This window comes from Bradyrhizobium agreste (genome assembly GCF_016031625.1).
Taxonomy (GTDB): domain Bacteria; phylum Pseudomonadota; class Alphaproteobacteria; order Rhizobiales; family Xanthobacteraceae; genus Bradyrhizobium; species Bradyrhizobium agreste.
In genome coordinates, this window is sequence record NZ_JACCHP010000004.1 from 1 (window position 1) to 24,144 (window position 24,144).

At 64.3% G+C, this 24,144-nt stretch carries 23 protein-coding genes and 2 pseudogenes; 16 read left to right on the forward strand and 9 right to left on the reverse strand.

Annotated elements, in window-relative coordinates; genetic code table 11:
* Nucleotides 1-399 precede the first annotated feature (399 nt).
* Together HZZ13_RS06880 and HZZ13_RS06885 are read right to left on the reverse strand one after the other, a co-directional pair.
* Nucleotides 400-1,146 carry a C13 family peptidase gene (locus tag HZZ13_RS06880; RefSeq protein ID WP_197958894.1) on the reverse strand — a complete coding sequence of 249 codons (747 nt, stop codon included), beginning with the start codon at nt 1,144-1,146 and terminating at the stop codon, nt 400-402.
* A 180-nt stretch (nt 1,147-1,326) separates the two neighbouring features.
* Entirely contained in the window at nt 1,327-1,518 is a 192-nt protein-coding gene (locus HZZ13_RS06885) for a hypothetical protein (protein WP_197958895.1), read from the reverse strand.
* A gap of 263 nt (nt 1,519-1,781) precedes the next feature.
* Here HZZ13_RS06885 and HZZ13_RS06890 point away from each other — a divergent pair, with 263 nt between their 5' ends.
* From HZZ13_RS06890 to HZZ13_RS06895, 3 genes and pseudogenes are all read left to right on the forward strand, one after another.
* Complete coding sequence (locus HZZ13_RS06890; protein WP_197958896.1) at nt 1,782-2,060, forward strand: hypothetical protein; 279 nt, start codon at nt 1,782-1,784, stop codon at nt 2,058-2,060.
* A gap of 264 nt (nt 2,061-2,324) precedes the next feature.
* Nucleotides 2,325-2,450: pseudogene (locus HZZ13_RS37605) on the forward strand (double zinc ribbon domain-containing protein); the annotation flags it as partial.
* 99 nt (nt 2,451-2,549) lie between these two features.
* On the forward strand, nt 2,550-5,699 hold the full coding sequence (locus HZZ13_RS06895; RefSeq protein ID WP_246504332.1) for an AAA family ATPase: 3,150 nt from the start codon (nt 2,550-2,552) through the stop codon (nt 5,697-5,699).
* Here the strand turns inward: HZZ13_RS06895 and HZZ13_RS36705 are convergent.
* Nucleotides 5,699-5,848, reverse strand: a pseudogene (locus HZZ13_RS36705) (SAM-dependent methyltransferase); the annotation flags it as partial. The gene HZZ13_RS06895 and the pseudogene HZZ13_RS36705 sit on opposite strands and share 1 nt — an antisense overlap.
* 103 nt (nt 5,849-5,951) lie before the next feature.
* Here HZZ13_RS36705 and HZZ13_RS06900 point away from each other — a divergent pair.
* On the forward strand, nt 5,952-6,797 hold the full coding sequence (locus HZZ13_RS06900; protein WP_197958898.1) for a class I SAM-dependent methyltransferase: 846 nt from the start codon (nt 5,952-5,954) through the stop codon (nt 6,795-6,797).
* An 84-nt stretch (nt 6,798-6,881) separates the two neighbouring features.
* Here HZZ13_RS06900 and HZZ13_RS06905 read toward each other — a convergent pair whose 3' ends face one another.
* From HZZ13_RS06905 to HZZ13_RS06915, 3 genes are all read right to left on the reverse strand, one after another.
* Entirely contained in the window at nt 6,882-7,085 is a 204-nt protein-coding gene (locus HZZ13_RS06905; RefSeq protein ID WP_197958899.1) for a hypothetical protein, read from the reverse strand.
* A 171-nt stretch (nt 7,086-7,256) separates the two neighbouring features.
* Nucleotides 7,257-7,481, reverse strand: coding sequence for a DUF3606 domain-containing protein (locus tag HZZ13_RS06910; protein ID WP_197958900.1), 225 nt, complete (start codon nt 7,479-7,481; stop codon nt 7,257-7,259).
* 160 nt (nt 7,482-7,641) lie between these two features.
* Nucleotides 7,642-9,072, reverse strand: a complete 1,431-nt coding sequence (locus tag HZZ13_RS06915; RefSeq protein WP_197958901.1) for a TAXI family TRAP transporter solute-binding subunit — start codon at nt 9,070-9,072, stop codon at nt 7,642-7,644.
* Nucleotides 9,073-9,315: 243 nt separating this feature from the next.
* On the opposite strand from HZZ13_RS06915, the gene HZZ13_RS06920 reads away from it, so the two are divergent.
* The 5 genes from HZZ13_RS06920 to HZZ13_RS06940 all read left to right on the forward strand — a co-directional run bounded on the left by HZZ13_RS06920 (nt 9,316) and on the right by HZZ13_RS06940 (nt 15,033).
* Entirely contained in the window at nt 9,316-10,560 is a 1,245-nt protein-coding gene (locus HZZ13_RS06920) for an MFS transporter (protein ID WP_197958902.1), read from the forward strand.
* 103 nt (nt 10,561-10,663) lie between these two features.
* A complete protein-coding gene (locus HZZ13_RS06925; protein WP_197958903.1) occupies nt 10,664-11,857 on the forward strand; it encodes a M20/M25/M40 family metallo-hydrolase in 1,194 nt (397 codons plus the stop codon).
* A 5-nt stretch (nt 11,858-11,862) separates the two neighbouring features.
* On the forward strand, nt 11,863-12,399 hold the full coding sequence (locus HZZ13_RS06930) for a hypothetical protein (RefSeq protein WP_197958904.1): 537 nt from the start codon (nt 11,863-11,865) through the stop codon (nt 12,397-12,399).
* 170 nt (nt 12,400-12,569) lie between these two features.
* A complete protein-coding gene (locus HZZ13_RS06935) occupies nt 12,570-13,655 on the forward strand; it encodes a mandelate racemase/muconate lactonizing enzyme family protein (protein ID WP_197958905.1) in 1,086 nt (361 codons plus the stop codon).
* 229 nt (nt 13,656-13,884) lie between these two features.
* Nucleotides 13,885-15,033, forward strand: coding sequence for an amidohydrolase (locus HZZ13_RS06940; protein ID WP_197958906.1), 1,149 nt, complete (start codon nt 13,885-13,887; stop codon nt 15,031-15,033).
* 1 nt (nt 15,034) lies between these two features.
* On the opposite strand, the gene HZZ13_RS06945 is transcribed toward HZZ13_RS06940, so the two are convergent.
* Complete coding sequence (locus HZZ13_RS06945) at nt 15,035-15,250, reverse strand: hypothetical protein (protein WP_197958907.1); 216 nt, start codon at nt 15,248-15,250, stop codon at nt 15,035-15,037.
* A gap of 91 nt (nt 15,251-15,341) precedes the next feature.
* Here HZZ13_RS06945 and HZZ13_RS06950 point away from each other — a divergent pair, with 91 nt between their 5' ends.
* From HZZ13_RS06950 to ftsH, 3 genes are all read left to right on the forward strand, one after another.
* Nucleotides 15,342-16,064 carry a DUF72 domain-containing protein gene (locus HZZ13_RS06950; protein WP_197958908.1) on the forward strand — a complete coding sequence of 241 codons (723 nt, stop codon included), beginning with the start codon at nt 15,342-15,344 and terminating at the stop codon, nt 16,062-16,064.
* Between the two features lie 185 nt (nt 16,065-16,249).
* Nucleotides 16,250-16,528 carry a hypothetical protein gene (locus tag HZZ13_RS06955; RefSeq protein ID WP_197958909.1) on the forward strand — a complete coding sequence of 93 codons (279 nt, stop codon included), beginning with the start codon at nt 16,250-16,252 and terminating at the stop codon, nt 16,526-16,528.
* A gap of 180 nt (nt 16,529-16,708) precedes the next feature.
* A complete protein-coding gene (ftsH, locus tag HZZ13_RS06960) occupies nt 16,709-18,550 on the forward strand; it encodes an ATP-dependent zinc metalloprotease FtsH (RefSeq protein WP_197958910.1) in 1,842 nt (613 codons plus the stop codon).
* A gap of 12 nt (nt 18,551-18,562) precedes the next feature.
* Here the strand turns inward: ftsH and HZZ13_RS06965 are convergent, their stop codons facing one another.
* Nucleotides 18,563-18,787: a hypothetical protein gene (locus HZZ13_RS06965; RefSeq protein ID WP_197959190.1), complete on the reverse strand. Its 225-nt coding sequence runs from the start codon at nt 18,785-18,787 to the stop codon at nt 18,563-18,565.
* A gap of 256 nt (nt 18,788-19,043) precedes the next feature.
* Between HZZ13_RS06965 and rpoH the strand changes: the two genes are divergently transcribed.
* A complete protein-coding gene (rpoH, locus tag HZZ13_RS06970) occupies nt 19,044-19,949 on the forward strand; it encodes an RNA polymerase sigma factor RpoH (RefSeq protein ID WP_246504333.1) in 906 nt (301 codons plus the stop codon).
* A 450-nt stretch (nt 19,950-20,399) separates the two neighbouring features.
* Here the strand turns inward: rpoH and HZZ13_RS06975 are convergent, their stop codons facing one another.
* Nucleotides 20,400-21,083: a GntR family transcriptional regulator gene (locus HZZ13_RS06975; protein WP_197958911.1), complete on the reverse strand. Its 684-nt coding sequence runs from the start codon at nt 21,081-21,083 to the stop codon at nt 20,400-20,402.
* Nucleotides 21,084-21,206: 123 nt separating this feature from the next.
* On the opposite strand from HZZ13_RS06975, the gene dctP reads away from it, so the two are divergent.
* Genes dctP through HZZ13_RS06990 form a run of 3 tightly spaced genes read left to right on the forward strand, consistent with a single transcriptional unit; the run spans nt 21,207 to nt 24,132 of the window.
* Nucleotides 21,207-22,226, forward strand: a complete 1,020-nt coding sequence (gene dctP, locus HZZ13_RS06980) for a TRAP transporter substrate-binding protein DctP (RefSeq protein WP_197958912.1) — start codon at nt 21,207-21,209, stop codon at nt 22,224-22,226.
* A complete protein-coding gene (locus HZZ13_RS06985) occupies nt 22,223-22,780 on the forward strand; it encodes a TRAP transporter small permease (protein WP_197958913.1) in 558 nt (185 codons plus the stop codon). Before dctP ends, HZZ13_RS06985 begins: the two co-directional genes overlap by 4 nt.
* The gene (locus tag HZZ13_RS06990) at nt 22,777-24,132 is read left to right on the forward strand and encodes a TRAP transporter large permease (RefSeq protein WP_197958914.1); all 1,356 of its coding nucleotides are present in this window, start codon (nt 22,777-22,779) and stop codon (nt 24,130-24,132) included. The genes HZZ13_RS06985 and HZZ13_RS06990 overlap by 4 nt, the downstream gene beginning before the upstream one ends.
* Nucleotides 24,133-24,144 lie beyond the last annotated feature (12 nt).

Consider the following 24,144-nt stretch of genomic DNA (forward strand, 5'->3'; position numbering starts at 1 on the left):
TCCTTCCAAGCTGCGTCAGGATTGCTTCGGAAAGTGGTATGACGTCGTGCCGATAGCCGGCCGAGTATGTGAAATAGAGGACACGTTCTGGCGGGCGCTCTGCACGCGCGCCGAGCGGTCGGATTGCCGCCGCGCTGCTGACGAGTGTGATGAACTCGCGTCGCGTCACAATCCTCTCCCGATGCTTAACCGGCCAGAAAAGCTTAGCACATATCAGCGCGCCGCGCGCCCTGCGGCGCCGCCCTACGCCCGCGGTTCAATTGATAGCCTCGACTTGGCAATGTCGCTTAATGGCCCGAATGCGAAGTCTGAGCGGACCGCCAAACAGCCTGCTTATCGGAGGAGACCGGAACGGCGATGCGTCCGCAAGCACTAGCCTCTGCGTTCGCAGCCGGTAGTTCATGGGCGTGCGACAAGCAACGGCAGCACGTTTGCGCCGCCCGCCATGAGCGGATTCGACGGCTCGAAATGTTCCCGCAATTCTCGCTTCCGGACGAGTGAGCGCGCAGCGAGAAACGCCTCCTTCAGGCTAATGGCATTCCGGAGCGCGCGATTGAAAAAAGCGTCGCCAAAATAAGTCCACTTGGCCTTGTCCTGGCAGCCGAACGATGGATGCTTGGCATCGGCCGCGGTGATAACCAGCACATCGGGATTTGCCAGACGCGGGATAAAAATCCCAGAATAACAAGCCGAGATGACCACCACCTTGTGTCGCACACCTGTCTTCGCGAGGATGTCGCGGAGGCGAGATGGCGTGAGCGTTTCTGTGAGCCGCCCCGCCTTGATTGCAAGGCCATCAGGAGAGCCATGCGAGGTGAGAATCAAAAAAAGAACATCTTTCTCGGCATCCAAGCGGTTGGCTGCCGTCTGCAACGACTTGGTCAGAGCTTCGATTGTTGCACTTCCGCCATTCTTGGAATTGTACTCCACGTTGATCGGGCCAGTGTCGAAACGGCTGGCCACGACCCGAGCCGCGCCGATCGCCTCGAATCTAAACACGCCTTGATCGCCGTACAGTCCAAAGGACACCACGCCAACCTTTCTGGCGTCCTCAACAGCACCTACCGGCGCAACCAACGGCCAGATGGTCAGAAAAAAGGCGACGAGCGGCGCGCCGAGCCGCCTGATCGAGGGCCTGGAGGTCATGGCAAACCTCGTTTCGAGATGCCGCTATAGTACTGCCGTTCAACACAAGATAGCGGAAAGCCAGCACGCGCATGGGTCGGGATATGGCCCGGAGCCGAAGGTCCCTTGGGCGTTGGCGGCTTCCGTTGTCCGCTGCGGAGGTCAGCCACGGGGAGACGGTTGCTGCGCGATTGCAAGCCTTTAGCTGATAATCTGCTTGACCTTGATGCCGCGCAAGGTCTCGATGCAGTCAGCTACCAAATGCAAGAACTCTTGCCGCTTTATGCTTTTCACCTGACGACCTTCCATATTGATGAGAATGAATCTCGCCATGTCGTAGGCGACTTCAAACTGCGATTTTCCGGTAACCTCGACATCGATTCTTTCAGTCATTTCGCTCCCCGCTAATTGTAATTGGAAAGCAGAAGCCTATTGGAAAGCGCGTGGCCAAGTCGAGTCTGTCTTCCTTTGCGGTTACATCATATCGGCCTGAACGTCCGCTGGCGCCGCAACCTCGAACGGTAAGGTGGTTCGCGGTTCAACGTATGGAACTTTACCCATTTCTTGGGTACATCGTTTGACGTGCTAGAGCTAAGTTAGTGGGCATTGCAGCTTGGTCCAGTGACGGAGTGGTGGGGATTATGCCGATAAACAAGATGCCGGATTATCCCTCGTATATTGGCTATTGGCTTCTTTGGCTGGTTGCGGGTTTCGTCGTTTGGATCTTTAGCATTGCGCTATTCTGGTCTGGACACTGGATCATTGGCGTTATCGCCATTCTCGCGACCATCGCTCTCTACTTCCGTCACGGAATGGCAATCGCAAAGCAGCGGGAACGATGGCTGCGGTTTTCGTACGGCGCCCGCTATCGGCGGTATTTTCTCCGAGCGCGTTTCGGCACGGCTTCTCTGTTTCGACGTCGCAATGTGAGCTGATCCGGCGCAACTCAGACTTCCGCTTCTGGGCCCGTGGCTGACTTCCCCTCTTGGCCTCGCATGGTCCGCTTCCGAGGGCTGAGTGGAGAGTCATCGTTGAGACGCCGAGGGCAGCCTTTGACCCGAAGCGGTCATTCCGCCGCACTTCAAAGACCCGTTTCGTCCCAAATAGCCGTAGAATTTGCTCATTGCGTGTTGGATGATGCGATAGGAGCTTGGAAAGCTCCTGTGCTGGGCTCCCTGGTTGCCAAAAATAGGTGCCGCATGGAGTGCCCGAGCTGCGGCAGTGCGAATCCCGAGTGGAAGCGGTTTTGCGGCGACTGCGGCGCCCCACTGCCGCTTCGCTGCTCTGCTTGCGGAGCCGAGAATCCGCCGGACAAAAAGTACTGCGGCGATTGTGGCGCTGCGCTGACCATATGTTTGCCAGCCAGCCCGCAAGTACCAGCAGCGCAGGCCATATCGAGGCCCGCGAACAGGCGCGGAGAACCTTTGGCGCTGCCCGCTCGGAGACGCTCGCCTGAGCGCCGGCAGGTCACGGTGATGTTCTGTGACCTAGCCGGTTCGACCGCGCTGGCATCCCGCCTCGATCCTGAGGAGATGCGCGAGGTTCTCACGGCGTTTCAGAACGCGGTCACGGGCGAGATCGCGCGGCTCGAGGGCCACGTTGCGAAGCTGATGGGCGACGGCATCTTGGCTTATTTCGGCTGGCCGAGAGCCCATGAAGATGAAGCGGAGCGGGCCGTCCGCTCGGGGCTCGCCATCACCGCAGCGGTGGCCCGGCTCCGCACGCCGATGGGTGTGCCGCTGGCCTGCCGGGTCGGGATTGCAACCGGTTTAGTTGTGATCGGGGACCTCGTTGGTGAAGGCTCAGCGCAAGAGGAGGCCGTGGTGGGCGAGACCCCGAACCTCGCCGCCCGCCTTCAGGAGCTTGCCGAACCCGGCAAAGTGATCGTGGCTGATGCTACGCGCCGCCTTCTCGGTGCAGTGTTCGAGCTAACCGAACTCGGACCGCAATCGGTCAAAGGCTTCGCCGCCCCGATCCGCGCGCATATCGTCGAGGGCGAGACGACCGTCGAGGGCCGTTTCGATGCCCACCATGGCCTGGCGGTGCCGTTCGTCGGCCGTGCGCAGGAACTGGCGTTGCTTCTCGGCCGCTGGCAACTGGCGCAGGCCGGCGAAGGTCAAGTCGTGCTGCTCTCGGGCGAGCCCGGCATCGGCAAGTCGCGCCTCGTGCAAGCGCTGCGTGAGGCGACGCGGGGTGAGCGCCGCGTAAGCTTGCGCTACCATGGCTCGCCCTATCACGCGAATGACGCGCTCTGGCCGGTGGTGCAGCAACTCGTGCGGGCGGCCGGCCTCAGCCCGGAGGACTCGACCGAGACCAGGCTCGACAAGATCGAAGTTCTACTCGCGAGAGCGGTCGCCGACCCGCGAGAGCCGGCGCCACATCTCGCCAGGCTCCTGGGCCTCGAAGCCGGCGAGCGCTATCCGGTGCAGGACCTCACTCCGCAGCAGCAGAAGATGCGGACGTTCCAGGCCTTGATCACCCAGCTCGAGGGTCTAGCCCGGCAAGAACCCGTGCTCATCGTGGTCGAAGACCTGCACTGGTTCGACGCGACCACGATAGAGCTGTTTGAATCCGTCGTGGAGCAGCTGCAGCGCTGGCCGGTCCTGCTCCTCGGGACCTTCCGCCCGCAGCTTCCGCCGCCCTGGACTCGCTTTCCACACGTCACACTCCTGACGCTCAACCGTTTGGGGCGCGGCGACACAACGAGGCTCATCGACGGCATTGTGCGCGGTCGCAGCCTGCCTCCGCCCGTCGTCGACGCAATTCTGACCCGGACCGAAGGCATTCCGCTGTTCACGGAGGAACTGACGAAGACGATTCTCGAATCGGACCTATTGCGTACAACGGATCACGGCTTCGAGCTGGCCGGCCCGTGGCGACAGCCCGCCATCCCGAACACACTGCAGGACTCACTGATGGCCCGCCTCGATCGGCTGGGTCCTGTGAGAGAGTTGGCACAAGTTGCCGCATGCATCGGTCGGGAATTTAGCCACCAGCTGCTCGCTGCCGTGACCTCGCGGCCGGAGCCCGATCTGCTCGCGGCCCTCGACCAGCTGGTGGCCTCAGAACTGGTCTTCCGCCACGATCTCGCACCTGCAGCGACATACAGCTTCAAGCATGCGCTGGTGCGCGATGCCGCCTACGGCAGTCTGCTCAAGGAGCGCCGGCGCCAGATCCACGGCCGCATCGCCGAGGTGATCGAAGAGCGGTTTCCGGAGATTGCGGCCGCCCACCCAGGCATCCTGGCGCAGCACCTGGCCGAGGCAGGTCTGATTGAGCAGGCCGCCGAGGCCTGGACACGAGCCGGTCTCGCAGCGCTTGACCGCTCGGCCATGACCGAGGCGACGAATGCGCTCCAGAACGCGTCAAGACTGCTCGGCGAGCTTCCGGATACGAACGAGCGCAAGCGGCGCGAACTCGACCTGCTGGGCCCCCTCAGCGTCGCCCTTCTGAACACCCGCGGCCCCGCCGCGGCGGAGACCTCCGCGACCTACGAGCGTGCCGCGGTGCTAGCGCAGCAGCTCGGCGACAATGAGAATTGGCGCCGTGCCCGATGGGGCATTTGGCGTGTGGCCAATGCCCGGGCGCATCTGCACGAGGCCGCGGTGATCGCGGACGGGCTGCTAGAGGACGCGGCACGCGAGGGGAGCGCAGCTTGGGCCCTGCATGCGCATCACGCCGCCTGGTCGACGCGGCTGTTCATGGGCGATCTCGCGGCCGTTTGCCGCCGCGTCGACATAGGGCTTGCGCTCTACGACATCGATCGTGATCCTGCCGATTGCGTCGCTCTCGGCGGACACGATGCGCGCGAATGTGGGCTGGTCCAAGCTAGCACTTCGCAACTGGTCATGGGCTTTCCAGATCGCGCCCGCGCCATGAACCGTGCCGCAATCGAGCACAGCTTCCGCTTGGGCATTCCTCAGGCGATCGGCCACGCGCACAACTGGAGCCTGATCCTGCTCCAGCTAATCGATGACACTCAGGAACTCGAGGCTCGCACCAATTTCCTGGCCGATCTCGCCGAGCAACACGGAATGAACATCTACTATCCCGAGGCGCGGATCTTGAATGCCTGGCTCGGTGTGAAGCACGACCGAGATCCGAGGGCGCTGACGGCCATGCGCGACTTCTTCGAGCGCCGGCTCGCCATGGGGACGTACTTCTTCCAAACCTATTTCTATTGGCTGATCGGGGAGGCTGCCCTGCAGCTCGGTCGCGCAGAGGAGGCGCTCGCCGCAGCCAAACAGGGCTTGGCGCGGGCCTCTGCGACAGCTGAGGGTTTTTGCGTCGCCGAGCTGCGCCGCCTTGTGGCGCGCTGTCAGCTCGCGCTGGACGCCAGCGATTGCGAGAGCGCTGAGCACGCGCTCCAGGCTGCATTGGCGGATGCACGTGGTCGCTCGGCGCTCCTCTGGGAGGTGCGTGCGGCGAAGGATCTGGCGCGGCTTTGGAGCGAGCGTGTGCGTCGCGAAGAAGCGCTTCGTCTCCTCTCGTCAGTCTATGCCCGATTCACTGAGGGGTTCGACACGCCAGATCTGAAGGACGTGAGAAGGTTACTTGAGCAGCTGAGGGACTAGTCCATGCGCATCATCAGCTGCCTTTCCGTTACGTCCGCAAGTCCCTGTTCGAGAAAGGTCCGTTTCAATTCGCCGGGCTGCATCATCGGTTGGAAGCAATAGCGAACACGCAGCTGGCGCCCCGCTTCGCTGCACGCCGCCACGGTGGAGGTTCCGCGGGATATCGTCGGATACTGCCCCAGGATCGGAGTTTCGCCTGCGTTGCCGCTGCGATATATTGCCTTCGCTGGGGCAGGCTCCGAGGCACTGTCGATGGCCGACGATTCATTGAAATCCGAGCTTCGCAAAACGTGGGAGTCAGCAGCGCCTGGCTGGGCGAAGTGGGAGCACGTGTTCGCTGAGAGTCTTTCCAGCGCCACTGATGAGCTGATCGACATGGCCGGTATCGGACCCGGGATGCGAATTCTGGATCTTGCCTGCGGTGCCGGAAGCCAGAGCATCCAGACGGCGATGCGTGTGGGCCCGAACGGCAAGGTTATAGCCTGTGATATTTCGGCCACCATGCTGGAAAACCTGCGCCGAAACGCTGCTCGCGCAGGCCTTCAGAATATCGAAACCCTGGAATGTGCGGCGGACGAACTGAACGCCCAGCCGCCGTTCGACGCCTCGATTTGCCGATTGGGATTGATGCTTTTCCCATCGCCGCCCAAGGCGCTGGAGGCTGTCCGACGTGTGCTGAAGCCTGGCGCGCGTTTCGCGGCACTGGTCTTTGCGACGCCGGCCAACAATCCCTTCATGGCGCAGCCGATGGCCATCCTTCTGCGCAATGCCGGCAAGTCCCCTCCCGCACCCGGGCAACCCGGCATTTTCGCGTTAGGGGGTGATGGCGTGTTGGAACGCGTGATGAAGGACGGTGGCCTTGCAGATGTTAAAATCAGAACCGTGCGGACACGACTAAGGCTGCCAAGCGCATCCGACGCTGTGCAGTTGATGCAGGAAGCCGCCGGGGCATACCGTGCGGTCGTGGCGGACCTCAGCGAGACGGAGAAGTCCAAGGCTTGGAGCGAGGTTCATGAGTGCCTGAAGCAGTTTGAAACCAGTGGCGGCTTCGAGACAGAGCTCGAGCTCTTCATCGGGTCAGGTGCCAGGCTCAGCTAGCGCCTTCGGCGAAAGCTGACGTAACTTCCGGTCCTGGCCCCGAGCGGCACGCACGGCCAAATCGTTCAAAGACTACAGCGGGGTTCATCTGCTCCCAGCGGCGGAGCTAGCTGGCGTGATCTCCGGATCCACGGGGACAATCTGCAGCCCGGCTGCATTCAACGCTTCAGTGACCTGCTTTGCCAGTAGCTTGGCTTCTTCAATTCCGATTTGTGCGTCGGGATGCCCGTTGAAGAATGCGCAAACCGTCGTTGCGATGATGGTATTCACCTGGTGTGCATCAGCCATGTGCTGCTCGCGAGATTGCGGACTGCTTCACCGGGTCGGTACATCAGCCTGCAGGACGAGGACGGTCACCGCAAGCCGAAGAACGAAAGAATGGCCGCGATGATGACGACTAGTCCTATGAGATAGATCAGGCTGTTCATTGCAATTCTCCTCCTCCGGCGGGACTTGCATCTATTCGAGGGCTTGGGATCCGCTCTTGGGTTGACACTGCTGAACGGCCAACTTCTCGATCTCCACTTCCTTCTCTATGGCTGCCAGAGAGTTGCCGATCTTGTCGACGATCCTGACCAGATCGGACTCGGAGATGCGAAACCGCCTACGAACAGATTTGACCTGCCTTGCGTTCGCGAGATCGAGCGTGGTCCGAATGGGCCGTGGCGGTCGTGACGACAGCATGAGCAGGTCTCCTGACCGACCTAAGAGCGAGACGTCTCTTTTGTTCCTATTGTCCGCGACCGGAAGGCTCCCCAAAACGAGACGTGAGCGGGCGGCGCGACGATGGCAGCCATCGCGGGCCGCAGCGGAGCCCGCGATGACAGATTCACACGGCCGCGCGCTATCCGCGCCCGATAGCGCCCTGGCCTGCGACCACGCCTCGAACGGTTTCGGAGCCGGGACGTTGCAGCGCGGCTCGCCTTTCGGCAATGGCATTGCTCAAGAGATCCAGTACCAGGCCGAACGCCGCGAGCTCCTCTTGCTCGATTGCGCCGTCATCGTAGCACCCGAGCGTTTCAGCGATGATGGTATCCGCCTCGCGCTGGAGGGCGAGCAGTTCCTGGTTGGATTCCGCCGTGCGCGCGCTGGACACCATGTCGAGGATTCTCTTGCGATGGCTGGTGTTATCCTCCCTTTCGTCGCGGTTCAAATAGCGGCGTAGCCAGGCGGCAGCCGAGCCAATGCCGGAGAGAAGCAGGAGCCCGAACCAGAAGTAATCGCCGTAACGGTCGAGAAAGGTGCGTTCGTTGCCATCGATGACGGCTGCCGCGCCCCGATGCACCGGCAGCTCGGTATCCTTTTCGAGGTCGGGCTTGGTGATGTGTGTCGCGCCGGGGACCTGCCGCGCAATCGCCTGGCGAACGGCAAAGAGCTGCCGGAAGAAGGCCGCGACCGTCGTTTCCGATAAGCTCTTTCTCGCCACGAGCAAATGGCTGACGCTGAGCGTCTCGACCTTGTCTCCCGGCCAGGCCGGGTCCGCATTGAAGACGCTGGGCGGAATTTCCTCCGATTCGTACCGGGGATGCCTCAGGGCGATCGCTTCCGATGTCTCGATGGCGAGAAACTTCGGCTCGCCGCGAGCCCGCGCCGTGGCAGCGACGGCATCCGACGTGATCTTGCTGTCGAGCGGTCCGACCGCCATGAATGCATCGAGGGCGGGATCGCGCGCCAGCTCCTCGATCTGGTCCGTGCCAAAGTGCGTCACCGCGACCTTGTCCGCCTGCACGCCGGAGGCGCTCAGGATGACGCGCAGCAACGCGGCGTTCACCGGAGTCCGCCCGATCACGCCGACGCGACGCCCGGCGAGATCGGCGACTTCCTTGATCTTCGGCGACGGCTTTCGTTTGGAGCCCTTGCCCGCAAGCCCGGAGGGCGCCCAGAGCACGACGAAGTTCTTGCGCACGACGGCGACGGTCTGCGCCTCGGCGGGCATTTCCAGATCACCGCGGCCGACGGCAAGGTCGGCCTTGCCAGCACCAAGCTGGGCGAGAGCCTCCACCGCCCCGGCAGTCTTGATCAGAGTGAGCCTCGTCGTTCGGCTTTCGCTGGCGAACGCATCGGCCATCGCCTCAATGACTTTGGCATCGTCGCTGCCGGCCGGCCCAACCGCGACCCGCAAAACGTCCGGCCGTAACGCATAGTAGAGTGCACCCGCAGCGGCGCCAAAGACGAGAAATCCAACCGCGAGGGCGAGCAGGAGGGAATTGCTCCTTCTCCGCTCTCGGCGGGCCGCGTCACTGGTCGTCTGACTTGGACTCTCGGACGAAGACATTGCCGCTGCTACCACAGATCAAACGCTTCCTGCTCGGCAGGATACCACGTTTTCCCAAGCATAACGTCGTGGCGGCTGGCCTGGTTCATACCCATCCGCGGCCTGATCGGCTGCCGGCGGGAGCATGCCGGTGCCGTGATCCGGAGAAGCCACATTCCGGCATGAGGGGGTCCCGCTGCCGCCATTGGCGCCCGCACCCGCGATCATGTACCCCAGCAAAAACCTTCTAGGGACGGGACGCTCATGACCACCGCTGCCGACGACGCGGGCACCGCCACCCGCGCGCTGATCTTCGCGCTGGTCGCGCTCGCCTGCGGCCACATGCTCTCGACCCTGCTGCGCACGATTCCGGCGGTGAGCCTCGATCTGATGGCGGCGGATTTCCGCATCGAGCCGCAGGCGCTGGCGAGCCTCACATCGGTCTATCACTTCGCCTTTGCCGCCTCGCAAATCCCGGTCGGTGCGGCGATGGACCGGTTCGGCGTGCGGCCGGTGTCGCTCGGTCTTTTGGCAGGAACCGTGTTCGGCGCGGTGGCCTCGGGGTTCGCGACGGGACCTGCGAGCTTCGCCGTCGGGCAGCTGCTGCTCGGCGTCGCCACCTCGGGCATGCTGATGTGCCCGATGACGCTCGCGGCCAAGCAATTGTCGGCGGCGCGGTTCGGATTGTGGTCGGGCGCCATCCTCTCGATCGGCAATATCGGCATGCTGCTGTCGGCGAGCCCGCTCGCTTTCGTGATCGACACTTACGGCTGGCGCGCCGGGTTCTGGATCTCCGCGATCGGCGGCATCCTCGTCGCGCTCGCGGTGTTGGTGCTGGTGCCGCACCAGCCGGCCGAGCACAAGGACTCGTCCTCGCCGCTGTCGCAGATGATCGATGTGGTCAGGCTCGGCCTGTCGCGGCCGCTGCGCGGCGTGATCGCGCTGGCGCTGGTGTCGCTGGCGAGCACGCTGGTGCTGCGCGGCCTCTGGGGCGGGCCCTGGCTGATGGAGATCAAGGGACTGACGCGGGTCGAGGCCGGCAACCAGCTCGGCGCGTTCACGCTGGCGATGATCGCAGGCCCGCTGCTGATCGGCATGATCGACCGCAGGCTCGGCCGGCGCCGCGAACTGGTCGCCGGCACGCACTCGGTCGCAGCGCTACTGCTCGCGCTGATGGCGCTGGGAGCGCCGCACTTTGCCGTTGCATGGCTGTTCGGCGTGACCGTCATGCCGCCGTCCTACGATCTGGCATTGTTCGTGCTCATCGGGCTCTTCACCTCGGCGCAGCCGCTGCTGTTCGGCATGTCCAGGCAACTCGTCGATGCGCAGGTCGCAGGGAAAGCACTCGCGGCCGTCAATCTCGCCTTCTTTCTCGGCACCGCACTGATGCAGTCCGTCACCGGCGCGGTGGCGGCGCTCGCAGGCCTGCCGGCCGTGCTGCTGTTCATGGCCGCGGCGCTGGCGCTTGGCGTGGTGATCTTTTTGACTTACACGACGTCGCGTTCGTAGGATGGGTAGAGCGAAGCGAAACCCATCGTTCTTGCCGGGAAGTGATGGGTTTCGCTGCGCTCTACCCATCCTACGCGTTCGCGCCTCAAGGGAATTCAACTCCATGCCTGTCGACACCAAAGCCGCCACCGATCGTCTCATGCGCTTCCTCGCCGTCGAGGGCGTCACCGGACAGGAGGCGGCGATCGGGCGGGAGCTCACGGCCGCGCTGAAGGAGAGCGGCGTGCCGGCGAAGGCGATCCGGCTCGACGACGCCAACACGCGGATTCCGCTGCCGACCGAGACCGGCAACCTCATCGTCGACCTGCCCGGCCGCGGCGCGCTGCACAATCAGCCGCGGATCATGTTCATGACCCACATGGACACCGTGCCGCTGTGCGCCGGCGCCAAGCCAAAGCTGTCCGGGCGCAAGATCGTCAACGAGGCCAGGACCGCGCTCGGCGGCGACAATCGCTGCGGCTGCGGCGTGCTGGTGACGCTGGCCGCCGAGCTCGCAAAGCAGAAGCTCGATCATCCGCCGATCACGCTGTTGTTTTGCGTCCGCGAGGAGAGCGGGCTCTACGGCGCGCGGCACGTCAAGCTCGACGAGCTCGGCAAGCCGGTGATGGCGTTCAACTACGACGGCGGCTCGGCCTCCAACGTCGTGATCGGGGCCGTCGGCGCCGACCGCTGGACCGTCGAGATCTTCGGCCGCGCTTCCCATGCCGGCGTCGCCCCCGAGCGCGGCATCTCCGCGACCATGATCATGGCGCTCGCGCTTGCGGACGTGAAGGCCGGCGGCTGGTTCGGCAAGGTGGTGAAGGGCAAGAAGCAAGGCACCAGCAATGTCGGCCCCGTCACCGGCGGCGAAGGCCGCCCGGCGGGCGATGCCACCAACGTCGTCACCGACTACGTCCATGTGCGCGGCGAGTGCCGCAGCCATGACGGAAAGTTCTTCAAGGAGATCACCAAGGCCTACAAGGCCGCGTTCGAGAAGGCGGCGAAGAAGGTGACGAACGCGCAAGGCAAGTCCGGCAAGGTCAAGTTCAAGGCCGAGACCGATTATTATCCGTTCCGCATGAAGGAGAACCTTCCGGTGGTCAAACGCGCGATCGAGGCGGTGTCTGCGCTCGGCGGGACCCCGAACGTGCGCGCCGCCAATGGCGGCTTGGACGCCAACTGGATGGTCCGCCACGGCATTCCGACCGTGACCTTCGGTGCCGGTCAGAACGAGGCACACACGGTCGACGAATGGATCAATCTCGACGAATACGACCGCGCTTGCGCGCTGGCGGTGCAACTGGCGACGATGCGGTGAGCCGCATGGCTCGGTTCGCGCTCGCGGGACTTGCGCTGCTAGCGCTTGCGGGCGCAGCTCGTGCCGAAGAGGACAACAGCGCCTTGCTGGTCGACCTCTTCACGAAGATCTGCGCGCCCAAGCCGGCGAGACCCAGCCAGGTCGAGCGCATCGCAGCAGGCCTCGGCTTTGTCAGTGACGGCGGCCCGATCACGGCCGAGATGGAACGTCGGGCAAACATCGACATTCTCTACATGGCGAAGCTGATCAGGCGGGGCGAGAGGCTCGGCAGCATGTCGGCTTATTTCGCAGGGCCTGACGATGGTCCGAGCGTGAGCTGCACGGTGTCGGCCGTCGGCGTCTCGGCCGATGCGCTGCCCGGGTTGATCGAAACGTCATTGAAGGCCCGCGAGCGGATCGACAAGCCCTCTAACGACGACAATCACCGTCTGGCGAGCTGGCGTGTCGGCGCCGGCAACGGCGATACGCTCGAAATGTCGGTGTGGCGAACGCCGCCGCAGCGGGCCTCGATCAACATCAATTATATCGCCACCAAGCGGTAAGCGGGATCACCCGCGGCTTGTTCCGCGTTGCACAGAGGCCTGGCGCATCTACAATGCCAGTGCGTAGGATGGGTAGAGCGCAGCGAAACCCATCGTTCCTTGCAAAGACGAAGATGATGGGTTTCGCTTCGCTCTACCCATCCTACAAGAAGAAAATATAGGGAGGCACCATGCCGCGCATCGCAACGACCGAGACCGGATTCTACCGGATCCCCCTCCCCATCACGCTGTCGGACTCCACGCATGGCGACATGACGGCGTTCGAGCTGATCACCTGCCGCATCCGCGATGCCGATGGCGCCGAGGGCGTCGGCTACACCTATACGGTCGGGCGCAATGGCGGGGCTGTGGCCGACATTCTCAAGCGCGAGATCCCGCCGCTGGTCGAAGGGCGCGAGGCCGACGATACCGAAGCCCTCTGGCATCAGGTCTGGTGGGGGCTGCATTATGGCGGCCGCGGCGGGCCGGCGGTGCTGGCGCTCTCGGCGCTCGACATCGCGCTGTGGGATTTGAAGGCGCGGCGCGCGAAACTGCCGCTGTATCGATTGTTGGGCGGCTTCGATGCACGGGTGCCTTGCTATGCCGGCGGCATCGACCTCGATCTCTCCGTCGATGCGCTGCTCAAGCAGACCGACGGCAATCTCGCCAAAGGGTTTCGTGCCATCAAGATGAAGGTCGGCAGGCCCGACCTCAAGTCGGATGTCGCGCGCATCTCCGCGATGCGGCAGCATCTCGGCGACGGCTTTCCGCTGATGGCGGATGCCAACATGAAATGGACGGTCGAGGAGGCGATCCGCGCCGCGCGCGCTTTCGTTCCTTACGACCTCACCTGGCTGGAGGAGCCGATCATTCCCGATGACGTCGCCGGCCATGTGCGCATCATGCAGGCCGGCGGCGTGCCGATCGCGGCGGGCGAGAATCTGCGCTCGCTGTGGGAGTTCAAGAACTACATCGTATCCGGCGCGGTGTCCTATCCCGAGCCCGACGTCACCAATTGCGGCGGCGTCAGCGCGTTCATGAAGATCGCGCGGCTGGCGGAGGCGTTCAACCTGCCGGTGACGAGCCATGGTGCGCACGACATCACCGTGCACCTGCTCGCGGCCTGCCCGAACCGCTCTTATCTGGAGGCGCATGGGTTCGGGCTCGACAAATACATCGAGCATCCGCTGGTGCTGAAGGACGGGCTGGCGCTGGCGCCTGACCGGCCCGGGCATGGGATCGGGTTCGATTGGAAGGGGCTGGCGAAGCTGGCGTGATGCCGACGACTGTCATTCCGGGGCGCGACGAAGTCGCGAGCCCGGAATCCATTGGGCGTCGGAGCGAGTTGGGCAATGGATTCCGGGTTCGCGCCAAGAGGCGCGCCCCGGAATGACAGAAAGAGGAGCACGCTTTGCTTGCACGCGAGGCATTCCAAGGCGCGGGGTGCATGGCGCCGATAATCCTTTATGGTGACGGCAACCGACACCTTGCGAAAGATCCCCCGCCTTGTCCCCCGAACTGCACCAGAAACTGACCGCGTGGCGCCGGCACCTACATGCGCATCCCGAACTGTCGCTGCAGGAGAAGGAGACCGCCGCCTTCGTGCAGGACAAGCTCACCGAGCTCGGCATTCCCTTCGAGGCCAATATCGGCGGGCACGGAATCGTCGCGACCTTGACGCGCGGTCATGCGCAAAGGCGGGTCGGCCTGCGCGCCGACATGGATGCGCTGCCGATCACCGAGGATACCGGCCTGCCCTACGCTTCGCAGAGATCGGGCGTGATGCATGCGTGCGGCCATGACGGCCATACCGCCTCGCTGCTGGGCGCCGCAGCGCTGCTCGCCACTGATGCCGATTGGAGCGGCACGGTCGATTTCATCTTCCAGCCGGCCGAGGAAGGTTTTGGCGGCTCGCGCGCGATGGTCGCGGCCGGGCTGTTCGACCGTTTCCCGATGGAGCGGATATTCGGCTTCCACAACTGGCCGGGCCTTGCCGCCGGCACCATCGCCGTGCACGACGGCGTCGTGATGGCCTCCGGCGGGCGCATTACCATCACCATCGAGGGCCACGCCGGGCACGCCGGCATGCCGCATCTGACGCGCGATCCGGTGGTGGCGGCCGGGCACCTCATCGTCGCGCTGCAATCAATCGCCTCGCGCAGCATCGATCCGCTCGACACCGCCGTGCTGTCGCTGTGCACGATCGAAGGCGGCACCGCGCCGAACCAGATCGCCGGACGCGTCACCATCCGCGGCACGCTGCGCTACCATCGCGAGGCGGTCAAGGACATCATCCTCGACGGCATCGAGCGCACCTGCGCCGGAATCGCGACCAGCTTCGGCGTCAAGGTCACGCCCGAGATCGTCTGGGGCGTCGGCGTCGTGATCAACACGCCTGATGAGGCCGACCTCGCCCGCATCGCTGCGGAGAAGGTGCAGGCGCCGGTGCGGCGCGATCTCGCGCCCAGCATGGCCGGCGAGGATTTTGCCCATTATCTGCAGCAGCGGCCCGGCGCCTTCGTCTGGATCGGCAATGGCGAGTTGCGCGACGGCGCCGAGCTGCACGGCCCGCGCTACGATTTCAACGACGCGATCCTGCCCGTGGCCTCGCGCTGGATGGCCGAAGTCGCCAAGGCGGCGCTGGCGTCGAATTAGCTCAGGAGATTTCCGGCGGCAGCTTCCAATCCGGATGCGGCGCGAATGTCTCGTCCACGCGCTCGACGTGATAGCCGGCAGGCAGAATGTGGCCGCCCTCCTCGTCCGCGACCGGGACATCGGTCACGAGCCCCTCGATCAAGGCGGCTTCCCACACTTCCTTCTCGGTCGGAAAGGGATTGCCGATCTGCTTGTTGCCTTCGAACAGCGCGTACATCGGTTCCGGTCCTTGCGTTGATGCTGACGAGAAACGTATCGGCCGCACGGACGTTCCCTCCGGCACACTGGCAACGGATGGCACCTGAGACATGGCGCGCGTTCTGATCGGAACTTCGGGCTGGCACTACGCCTCCTGGCGCGGCCCGTTCTTCCCCGAGGGCGTGACGCTGAAGCAGCAGCTTCGCTACTATGCCGGGCAGTTCGACACCACGGAGCTGAACGGCGTGTTCTACCGCACCCCGACGCCGGAGGCGGTGACGGGATGGCGGGAGCAGACCGGGCGCGACTTCGTGTTCGCCTGGAAGGCGTCCAAGTTCATCACGCACTGGAAGCGCCTGTCGGACCGCTCCGTCAACAGCCTCGAGCTGCTCGAGGACCGCATCTCCAGGCTCGGCGGCAAGGCCGGCCCGATCCTATTCCAGCTGCCGCCGCAATTCGAGGCGAACGCGGACCGGCTCGCCTCGTTCTTCAAGCTGCTGTCGCGGAAACGCCGCTACAGCTTCGAATTCCGCCATCCGAGCTGGTATCAGCCGCGCATCCTGCGGATGCTCTCCGAGGAGAACATCTCGCTGTGCCTGTCCGACCATCACGATGCGCCGGCGCCGTGGAAGCGCACGGCGGATTTCGTCTATGTGCGCGGACACGGGCCGGGCGGGCGCTATCACGGGCACTACACCAGGGCCACGCTGGCGCAATGGGCCAAGCGCATCAAGTCGTGGAAGCGGCAGGGCTGCGACGTCTACGTCTATTTCGACAACGACCAGAAGAGCGCAGCTCCGGCCGATGCCAAGGCGTTGAAGCAGCTGCTGTGAGGCTGGATGATGCCGCCCCGCCGAAGCGCTGCGACGAAGCGTCCGAGCCGCGGCCCGAGACTTGAAGCCGTCTTCGCCAATCCTAGATTCCAGGCACTGCCGGGCCATGTGCCCGGCGAAACGAAACTCATGCAGAGGATCGAGCAGCCCGCGCGCTACGCGGGCACGTATCTGAGGGACGTCACATGAGAAAGCTTGCTCTTGCAATCGCCGCGGTAGCAACGCTCCTCATCGGAACGGTTGCGCCGGCTTCGGCCCATTGGCGGGGCCATCATCACTGGGGCGGTCCGAGCATCGGTCCGGCCGTCGCGCTCGGCCTGTTCACCGGAGCACTCGCCGCCGCGGCTGCACCTCCGGTCTATTATGAGCCGGTCTATGGTCCGCCGGGATATTATTACGGGCCCCGATATTATCGGACGGTCCGGTATTATCCGGCGGCGTACCCGTACTGGTATCCCTGGTGAGCTCAGCTAAGGCCCGGCCTGCAACCGGGCCTTATCGCTGCCCGGCACGGCTGGAACCGAGGGCAGCAGGAGACGTTTTGCCCGTAAGATGCAGGTCCGGACGCGCACCGGGCCCGAGCGCGCCAAGATGCGCCTCGACGTTAGCCCGGCCCGCCTGACACGATCGGATCTGGTCTTCGCATGAACAAGAACGCCCGTTTCAATGTCGGATATGCCATCGCTGCGATCTTCGCGGTCTTCCTGATCCAGTATCTGATCTCGGCCGCGCACCAGATCGCCGTGATCCCCTACAGCGAATATCAGCAATTGCTGCGCCAAGGAAAAGTCGAAACGGTCGGCATCTCCGACCGCACCTTGCAGGGCACGCTGAAGGAAGCGCTGCCCGGCGGCCAGAAGCAATTCGTCACCACGCGTGTCGACCAGGACGTCGCGCAGGAGCTCGAGAAGTACAACGTCCGCTTCACCGGGCAGATCGAGAGCACGTTTCTGCGCGACCTGTTGTCGTGGGTCATGCCGGTGCTGCTGTTCTTGGGCGTCTGGTGGTACATCGGCCGCCGCATGGCCGAAGGCGGCGGAATCGGCGGCGGGCTGATGGCGATCGGCAAGAGCAAGGCTAAGATCTACGTCGAATCCGACACCGGCGTCACTTTTGCCGACGTCGCCGGTGTGGACGAGGCCAAGGACGAGCTGCGCGAGGTCGTCGATTTCCTCAAGAATCCGACCGATTACGGCCGCCTCGGCGGCCGCATGCCGAAAGGCGTGCTGCTGGTGGGGCCGCCGGGCACCGGCAAGACCTTGCTGGCCAAGGCCGTGGCCGGCGAGGCGAAAGTGCCGTTCTTCTCGATCTCCGGCTCGGAGTTCGTCGAGATGTTCGTCGGCGTCGGCGCGGCGCGGGTGCGGGACCTGTTCAAGCAGGCGCCCGAAAAGGCGCCGGCCATCATCTTCATCGACGAGCTCGATGCGCTCGGCCGGGCCCGCGGCATCGGCCCGTTCGCCGGCGGCCATGACGAAAAGGAGCAGACCCTCAACCAGCTGCTCGTCGAGCTCGACGGCTTCGATTCGCGCTCGGGGCTCGTCATCCTCGCCGCCACCAACCGGCCCGAGATCCTCGATCCTGCCCTGCTCCGGGCCGGCCGCTTCGACCGTCAGGTGCTGGTCGACCGGCCCGACAAGAAGGGCCGCATCGAAATCCTCAAGGTGCACATGAAGAAGGTGCGCCTCGCCGAGAACGTCGACGCAGACGCGGTTGCCGCGCTCACCCCTGGTTTCACCGGGGCGGATCTCGCCAACCTCGTCAACGAAGCCGCGCTGCTGGCAACGCGCCGCGGCGCCGAGGCGGTGACCATGCGGGATTTCAACAATGCCGTCGAGCGCATGGTCGCAGGGCTGGAGAAGCGCAACCGCCTGCTCAATCCCAGGGAACGCGAGATCGTCGCCTATCACGAGATGGGGCACGCCCTCGTCGCGCTCTCACTGCCGGGGACCGATCCCGTGCACAAGGTCTCGATCATCCCGCGCGGCGTCGGTGCGCTCGGCTACACCATCCAGCGGCCGATCGAGGACCGCTTCCTGATGACCAAGGAGGAACTGGAGAACAAGATGGCGGTGCTGCTCGGCGGCCGCGCCGCGGAGCTCATCGTATTCGGGCACTTGTCGACAGGTGCGGCGGACGATCTGCGCCGCGTCACCGACATCGCCCGCAGCATGGTCACTCGCTACGGCATGTCGGAGCGGCTGGGCAGCATCGCCTATGAACGCGATCCCGGCAACTTCCTTGCCGGCGCCGACCGCGCCTATGCGACGCGCGAGCGCGACTATGCCGAAGAGACCGCCGCCGCGGTCGACCACGAGGTGAAAGCCATCGTCGACCAGGTCTTCCAGCGCACCCAGGGCATCCTGACCACCCGACGCCCGATCCTTGACCGCGCCGCAAAGAAGCTGCTCGAGAAGGAGACGCTCGAGCAGAGCGACATCGATGCGTTGATCCGGGAAATGCCCAAGGAAGGACTACGGGCGATCTAGGGCTCGGTCCCCTCACGCGCGCTTGCGCCCGATCTCGGCGGGAAGTTCGATCATCTTCCTGTCGAGCGGCGAACGGTTCGAGATGAGCGGCGCGCCTTCGTGCTTCGGCGCCTCGATCAAGGCGCCGGAATCGGTCTTTCTGGCGTGCCATTCGATCAAGAGCTGGCCGGCCACCAACATCAATCCGGCGCAAAACAGCGCGAGAGCCGCGCTGACGAGATCGCGATAGTCGTCCATCCCACGAACCAAACACGGATGCAGCCTCATCGGCGTGCGTGGACCAGATTGGAATGAAGGCTTCGCGTTTCAAGAGCCTGTCTGCAGCGGAGAAGGAATCCGGCCATCGCCGATTTCAGTCACGTCACGCTGGAACATTCGGGCCGTTTCCAAATTCTAGTGGCGCCCACCGGCCTGAGGCGCCTGGGTGCCATGATCGGGCTCGGCGGATCAGGTTCGCGGTGGTCAACCATCTTGCTCTATCGAGGATTTGGACATGAAACCTGGCACGATGTTGCTTGCCTCATGGCTTCCTGCGCTTCACTCCGAAGCCGGACTATCCCGCTATCTCAAGGAGATCCATCGGTTTCCGCTGCTCGAGGCATCGGAGGAAGCCGAATATGCTAGGCGATTGCGGGATTGCGGCGATCGGGAGGCCGCCTATCGGCTGGTGACGAGCCATTTGCGGCTCGCGGCCAAGATCGCCCTCCGCTATCGCCGCTATGGCCTGGCCATCGCCGACCTCATCTCGGAAGCCAATGTCGGGCTGATGCTGGCGGTGAAGCGGTTCGATCCCGAGAAAGGCTTTCGACTAGCGACCTATGCCTCCTGGTGGATGAAGGCATCGGTCCAGGAATACATCCTGCGATCATGGTCGCTGGTCAAGCTGGGTACCACGGCTGCGCAGAAGAAGCTGTTCTTCAACCTGCGCAAGCTGAAGAACAGGCTTGGCGTAGCGGAGGACAGCGATCTTCGGACGGATCAGCTGACCTATATCGCGAGCCATCTCGACGTGAGAGAAGCCGATGTGGTCGAGATGAACGGCCGGCTGCGCGGCGACATCTCACTCAACGTGCCGCTCAGCGTCGAGACGGAAGGCGACGAATGGCAGGACCGGCTGGTGGACCCCTCGCCCGATCCAGAGAGTCTGCTGCTGGAAGCCGCCGATCGTAAACGCACCAAAGCTGCCCTCGCGGATGCACTCGCGGCGCTGTCACCGCGGGAGCGCAGCATCGTGGAAGCGCGATATCTCGACGAGCCGCACCAGACGCTGGACGCGCTCGCCGTCAAGTTCGGCATCTCGCGCGAGCGCGTCCGGCAGATCGAGCAGCGCGCGCTGCAGCGCCTCAAGGCAAAAATGTTCGCGCGTCTCGATGATGCCCACCTCGCGACGTTACATTAGGCAAGCGGGAAGAAGAACGCTGATCGGCCAAGGCCGATCAGCATCCCCTGCAGGTGTCCGGGATGAGACGTTCGGGCGAAAACTCCCGGCTCCTGCGCTCAGCGGGGCCGGATTTCTCGGCATTGCTGCGAGGCGCTCCAACTGAGCTGGTCGCAAGCTGCCGGGCGGGCTCGGCCGAGCTCCGCACCTCGCCGCGAGGCGTGTCGGCCTCTTTGGCCTGGAGCACATTGACCATTCCCAACAGCGCGGCGGCAACGATGACGCCTCTCATGTCCATCATCATCCTTTCCCGTAAGCAAACGAGCGGCTGTGAAGCCACGCTCTGCAACCGAAGAAATATCTAGATGAAGGTCGTGCTGTTTCAACGGTGAACGCTGCGGCATGTCCGCTCCGCTCCCGGAGAGCAGATGCGTGCCGCTCAAGATGCAAGCGGCCAGCGAGCGGCCACGTCTATTTCGCAGTCTCCCTCCTGCTTTCCGCAGGAGACTGGCCGGCGCGTGAAAGGCCCAGGACCATGTCCGAGAACCGTTCGCCCTGCACCAGCACGTGATCGTGAAGACGCGTTGCAGCCAATTGCTCGTCGCCGGCGCGGATCGCTTGGAGGATGCCGGCATGCTCCTGCAGCGATTGCAGCAGCCGGTTGCGCGCCCGCAGCTGGATGCGGCGATAAGCGCTCAAGCGCTTGTGCAAGGCGAAGGCCTGATCGGCCAGGAAGCTGTTGCGGCTGGCGCGGTAGATCGCTTCATGGAAGTTGCGGTTGTCGGCGTAATACTGCTCACTGTCGCCGTTTCGCGCGGCCGTCTCGCAGGCCCGATGCGCAGCTTCCATCGCCGCATCATTGTCCGGCGTCAGCCGCCGCGCGGCCAGGCGCCCGCAGGCGCTTTCGATCTCCGCCATGGTCTCGAACATCTCGAACAGCCGGGTCGGTGACGGGACGCTGACGATGGCGCCGCGCCGCGGGCGGACATCGATGAAGCCTTCGGCCCCGAGCTGCAGCAGCGCCTCGCGGATGGGCGTCCGCGACACCCCGAATCGCTCCGCCAGCGAGGCTTCGTCCAAGCGATCGCCGGGCTGAAATTCCCCTGCAATCACAGCGTCTTCGATCGACTGCTTCAGTCTGAAGGCCTGGCTCATTGTATACACCCGATCCTGCAGTTCCATACCATATGCTTGACAAAACATACAGCATGCAGTTCATAGATGAATTGTATGCAAGACTAGAAATAAAAAATGCAATCTAGCAATGGGAGGTATGGAATGAGGATTTCAAGACGCCAAGCCCTCGCCTTGGGGATCGCGGCCCCGGCGCTGCTCCGGTTCGGAGCGGCGCGCGCGGCCACGGCCCTGAAGATCTCGCATCAGTTTCCAGGAGGCACCGCGACCGAGGGCGATTTCCGCGACCGGCTGTGCCGACGCTTCGCGGCCCTGATCCAGGAGCGCAGCAAGGGCGCCATGAGCGCCGAGATCTATCCGGGCTCGTCGCTGATGAAGACCAACGCGCAGGTCTCGGCGATGCGCAAAGGCGCGCTCGACATGAGCCTCATCCCGATCTCCTATGCCGGCGGCGATCTTCCCGAGCTGAACATCGGCCTGATGCCGGGCCTCGTCACCGGCTACGACGAAGGCCTCGGCTGGAAGAACAAGCCGATCGGCCAGGAGTTCAGCAAATTCCTCGCCGCCAAGGGCCTCGTTATCATCACCTGGATCTGGCAGGCCGGCGGCGTCGCCAGCCGCGCGCGGCCGCTGATCGCGGTCGGCGATGCCAAGGGCATGAAGGTCCGCGGCGGCTCGCGCGAGATGGATCTCGTGCTGCAGGCCGCCGGCGCCTCGGTGCTCTCGCTGCCCTCCAACGAGCTCTACGCGGCGATGCAGACCGGCGCATGCGATGCCGCCCTCACCTCCTCCACCAGCCTGACCTCGTTCCGCCTGGAGGAGCTCGCCAAGCATCTGACGACGGGGCGGGCCAAGAGCTACTGGTTCATGCTCGAGCCGCTCGTGATGTCGAAGGCGGTGTTCGACCGGTTGTCGAGCGAGGAGCGCGACATCATCGTCTCGGTCGGCACCGAGCTCGAAGCGTTCGGCCGCACCGCTGCGGTGGAGGACGATGTCCGCGTCGCCAAGGTCTACCAGGCCGCCGGCGCGACGGTGCACGATCTCGACGACAAGACGGTTCAGGCCTGGCGGGATCTGTCGCGCGACACCGCCTGGAAGGATTACGCCAACAAGAATGAGAACTGCGCCCGCCTGATCAAGCTCGCCATGGAGGCGGGCTCATGAGCGCGCACGGCATCGATTTCGGCCATTCCCCCGCCGTGACGGCGGCGCGCCCCGGCTCCCCGGTCGGACGGATCAGCCGCGCCATGACCCTGCTTAACAGGGCGATCGTCGTGCTCTGCTCGATCGCGCTCATCGTCGCGAGCACGATCCTGAGCTACAGCGTGGCCGCGCGCTACTTCTTCAACGCGGCGACCTATTGGCAGGACGAAGCCGCAGTGTTCCTGCTGGTCGGCGCCACGTTCCTGTCCACCGCGTTCGTGCAGGCCGGGCGCGGCCATATCGGCATCGAGGCCCTCACCGGCTATCTGTCGAAGCGCGGCAATGCGATCCGCATGCTCGTGGTCGACGCCGCGAGCCTGCTGTTCTGCGCCTTCTTCGCCTGGAAATCCTGGACGCTGTTCCACGAGGCATGGGTCGACGGACAGGTGTCCGGATCGACCTGGGCCCCGCCGCTGTGGATTCCCTACAGCATGATGTCATCAGGCATGACGCTGATGACGCTGCAGATCGCGCTTCAGCTCGCCGCGCGCGTCGAGGCATGGAGGAGCAAATGAGCACGTTTGCCGTCGGACTGATGTATGGCGGGGCCACGCTCGCCGTCATGGCCTCCGGGATGCCGATTGCGCTCGCGCTCGGCGCGGTCGCCGTCATCTTCATGTATTTCTTCATGCCGGCCGCATCGCTCGATACGGTGACGCAGAACGTCTACGAGGAGATGGCCTCGATCACGCTGCTGGCGATCCCGCTCTTCATCCTGAAGGGCGCCGCGATCGGCAAGTCGAAGGCCGGACAGGACCTCTACAGCGCGCTGCATGTCTGGATGGGCCGCATTCCCGGCGGTCTCGGCATCGCCAACGTCTTCGCCTGCGCGCTGTTCGCCGCGATGGCGGGATCGTCGCCGGCCACCTGCTCGGCGATCGGCTCCGCCGGCATCCCCGAGATGCGCAAGCGCGGCTATTCCGGCGGCTTTGCTGCCGGCGTGATCGCCGCCGGCGGCACGCTCGGCATCCTGCTGCCGCCTTCGATCACCATGATCCTCTACGCGGTCGCCGCCGAGCAGTCGCTCGGACGTCTCTTTCTCGCCGGCATCGGGCCGGGCCTGCTGCTGGTGCTGCTGTTTGCGACCTATGCGGTGCTGAGGTTCAAGGCCGAGTACAAGGCGGCGCAGCGCGCCTATGCGGCCGATCCGGCGCAGCATCCGATCCTGTCGAATGAGCGCTTCACCATGGCGATGCGGTTCGGCGCGCTGCCGCGCGTGCTGCCCTTCGTCGTGCTGCTCAGCGGCGTCATGATCGCGCTCTATGGCGGCTATGCGACGCCGTCGGAAACCGCAGGCCTCGGCGGCATCCTGGCGCTGGTCCTGATCGCCTCGATCTACGGCGTGTGGCGCCCCAGGGATCTCGGCCCGATCCTGGAATCGACGCTGAAGGAATCGACCATGCTGATGCTGATCATCGGCATGTCGCTGCTGTACTCCTATGTGATGAGCTATCTCCACATCAGCCAGGGCGCTGCGCAGGCGATCGTGGCGATGCATCTGTCGCCATGGGTTCTGCTGGGGGCGATCCTGGTGCTGGTGGTCGTGCTCGGCTTCTTCCTGCCGCCGGTCTCGATCATCCTGATGACCGCGCCGATCATCCTGCCGCCGCTCAAGGACGCCGGCTTCGACCTGATCTGGTTCGGCGTGGTGATGACGATCGTGATGGAGATGGGCCTCATTCATCCGCCCGTCGGACTCAACATCTTCGTGATCAGGAACATCGCGCCCGACATCCCGCTCCGGGACGTGATCTGGGGGACGCTGCCCTTCGTCGTGCTGATGGCGTTCGCAGTCGTCCTGCTCTGCTTCGTGCCGTCGATCTCCACCTTTCTGCCCAATCTGGTGATGGGCGCCCCGTCGCGATAACCCGAGGAGGCA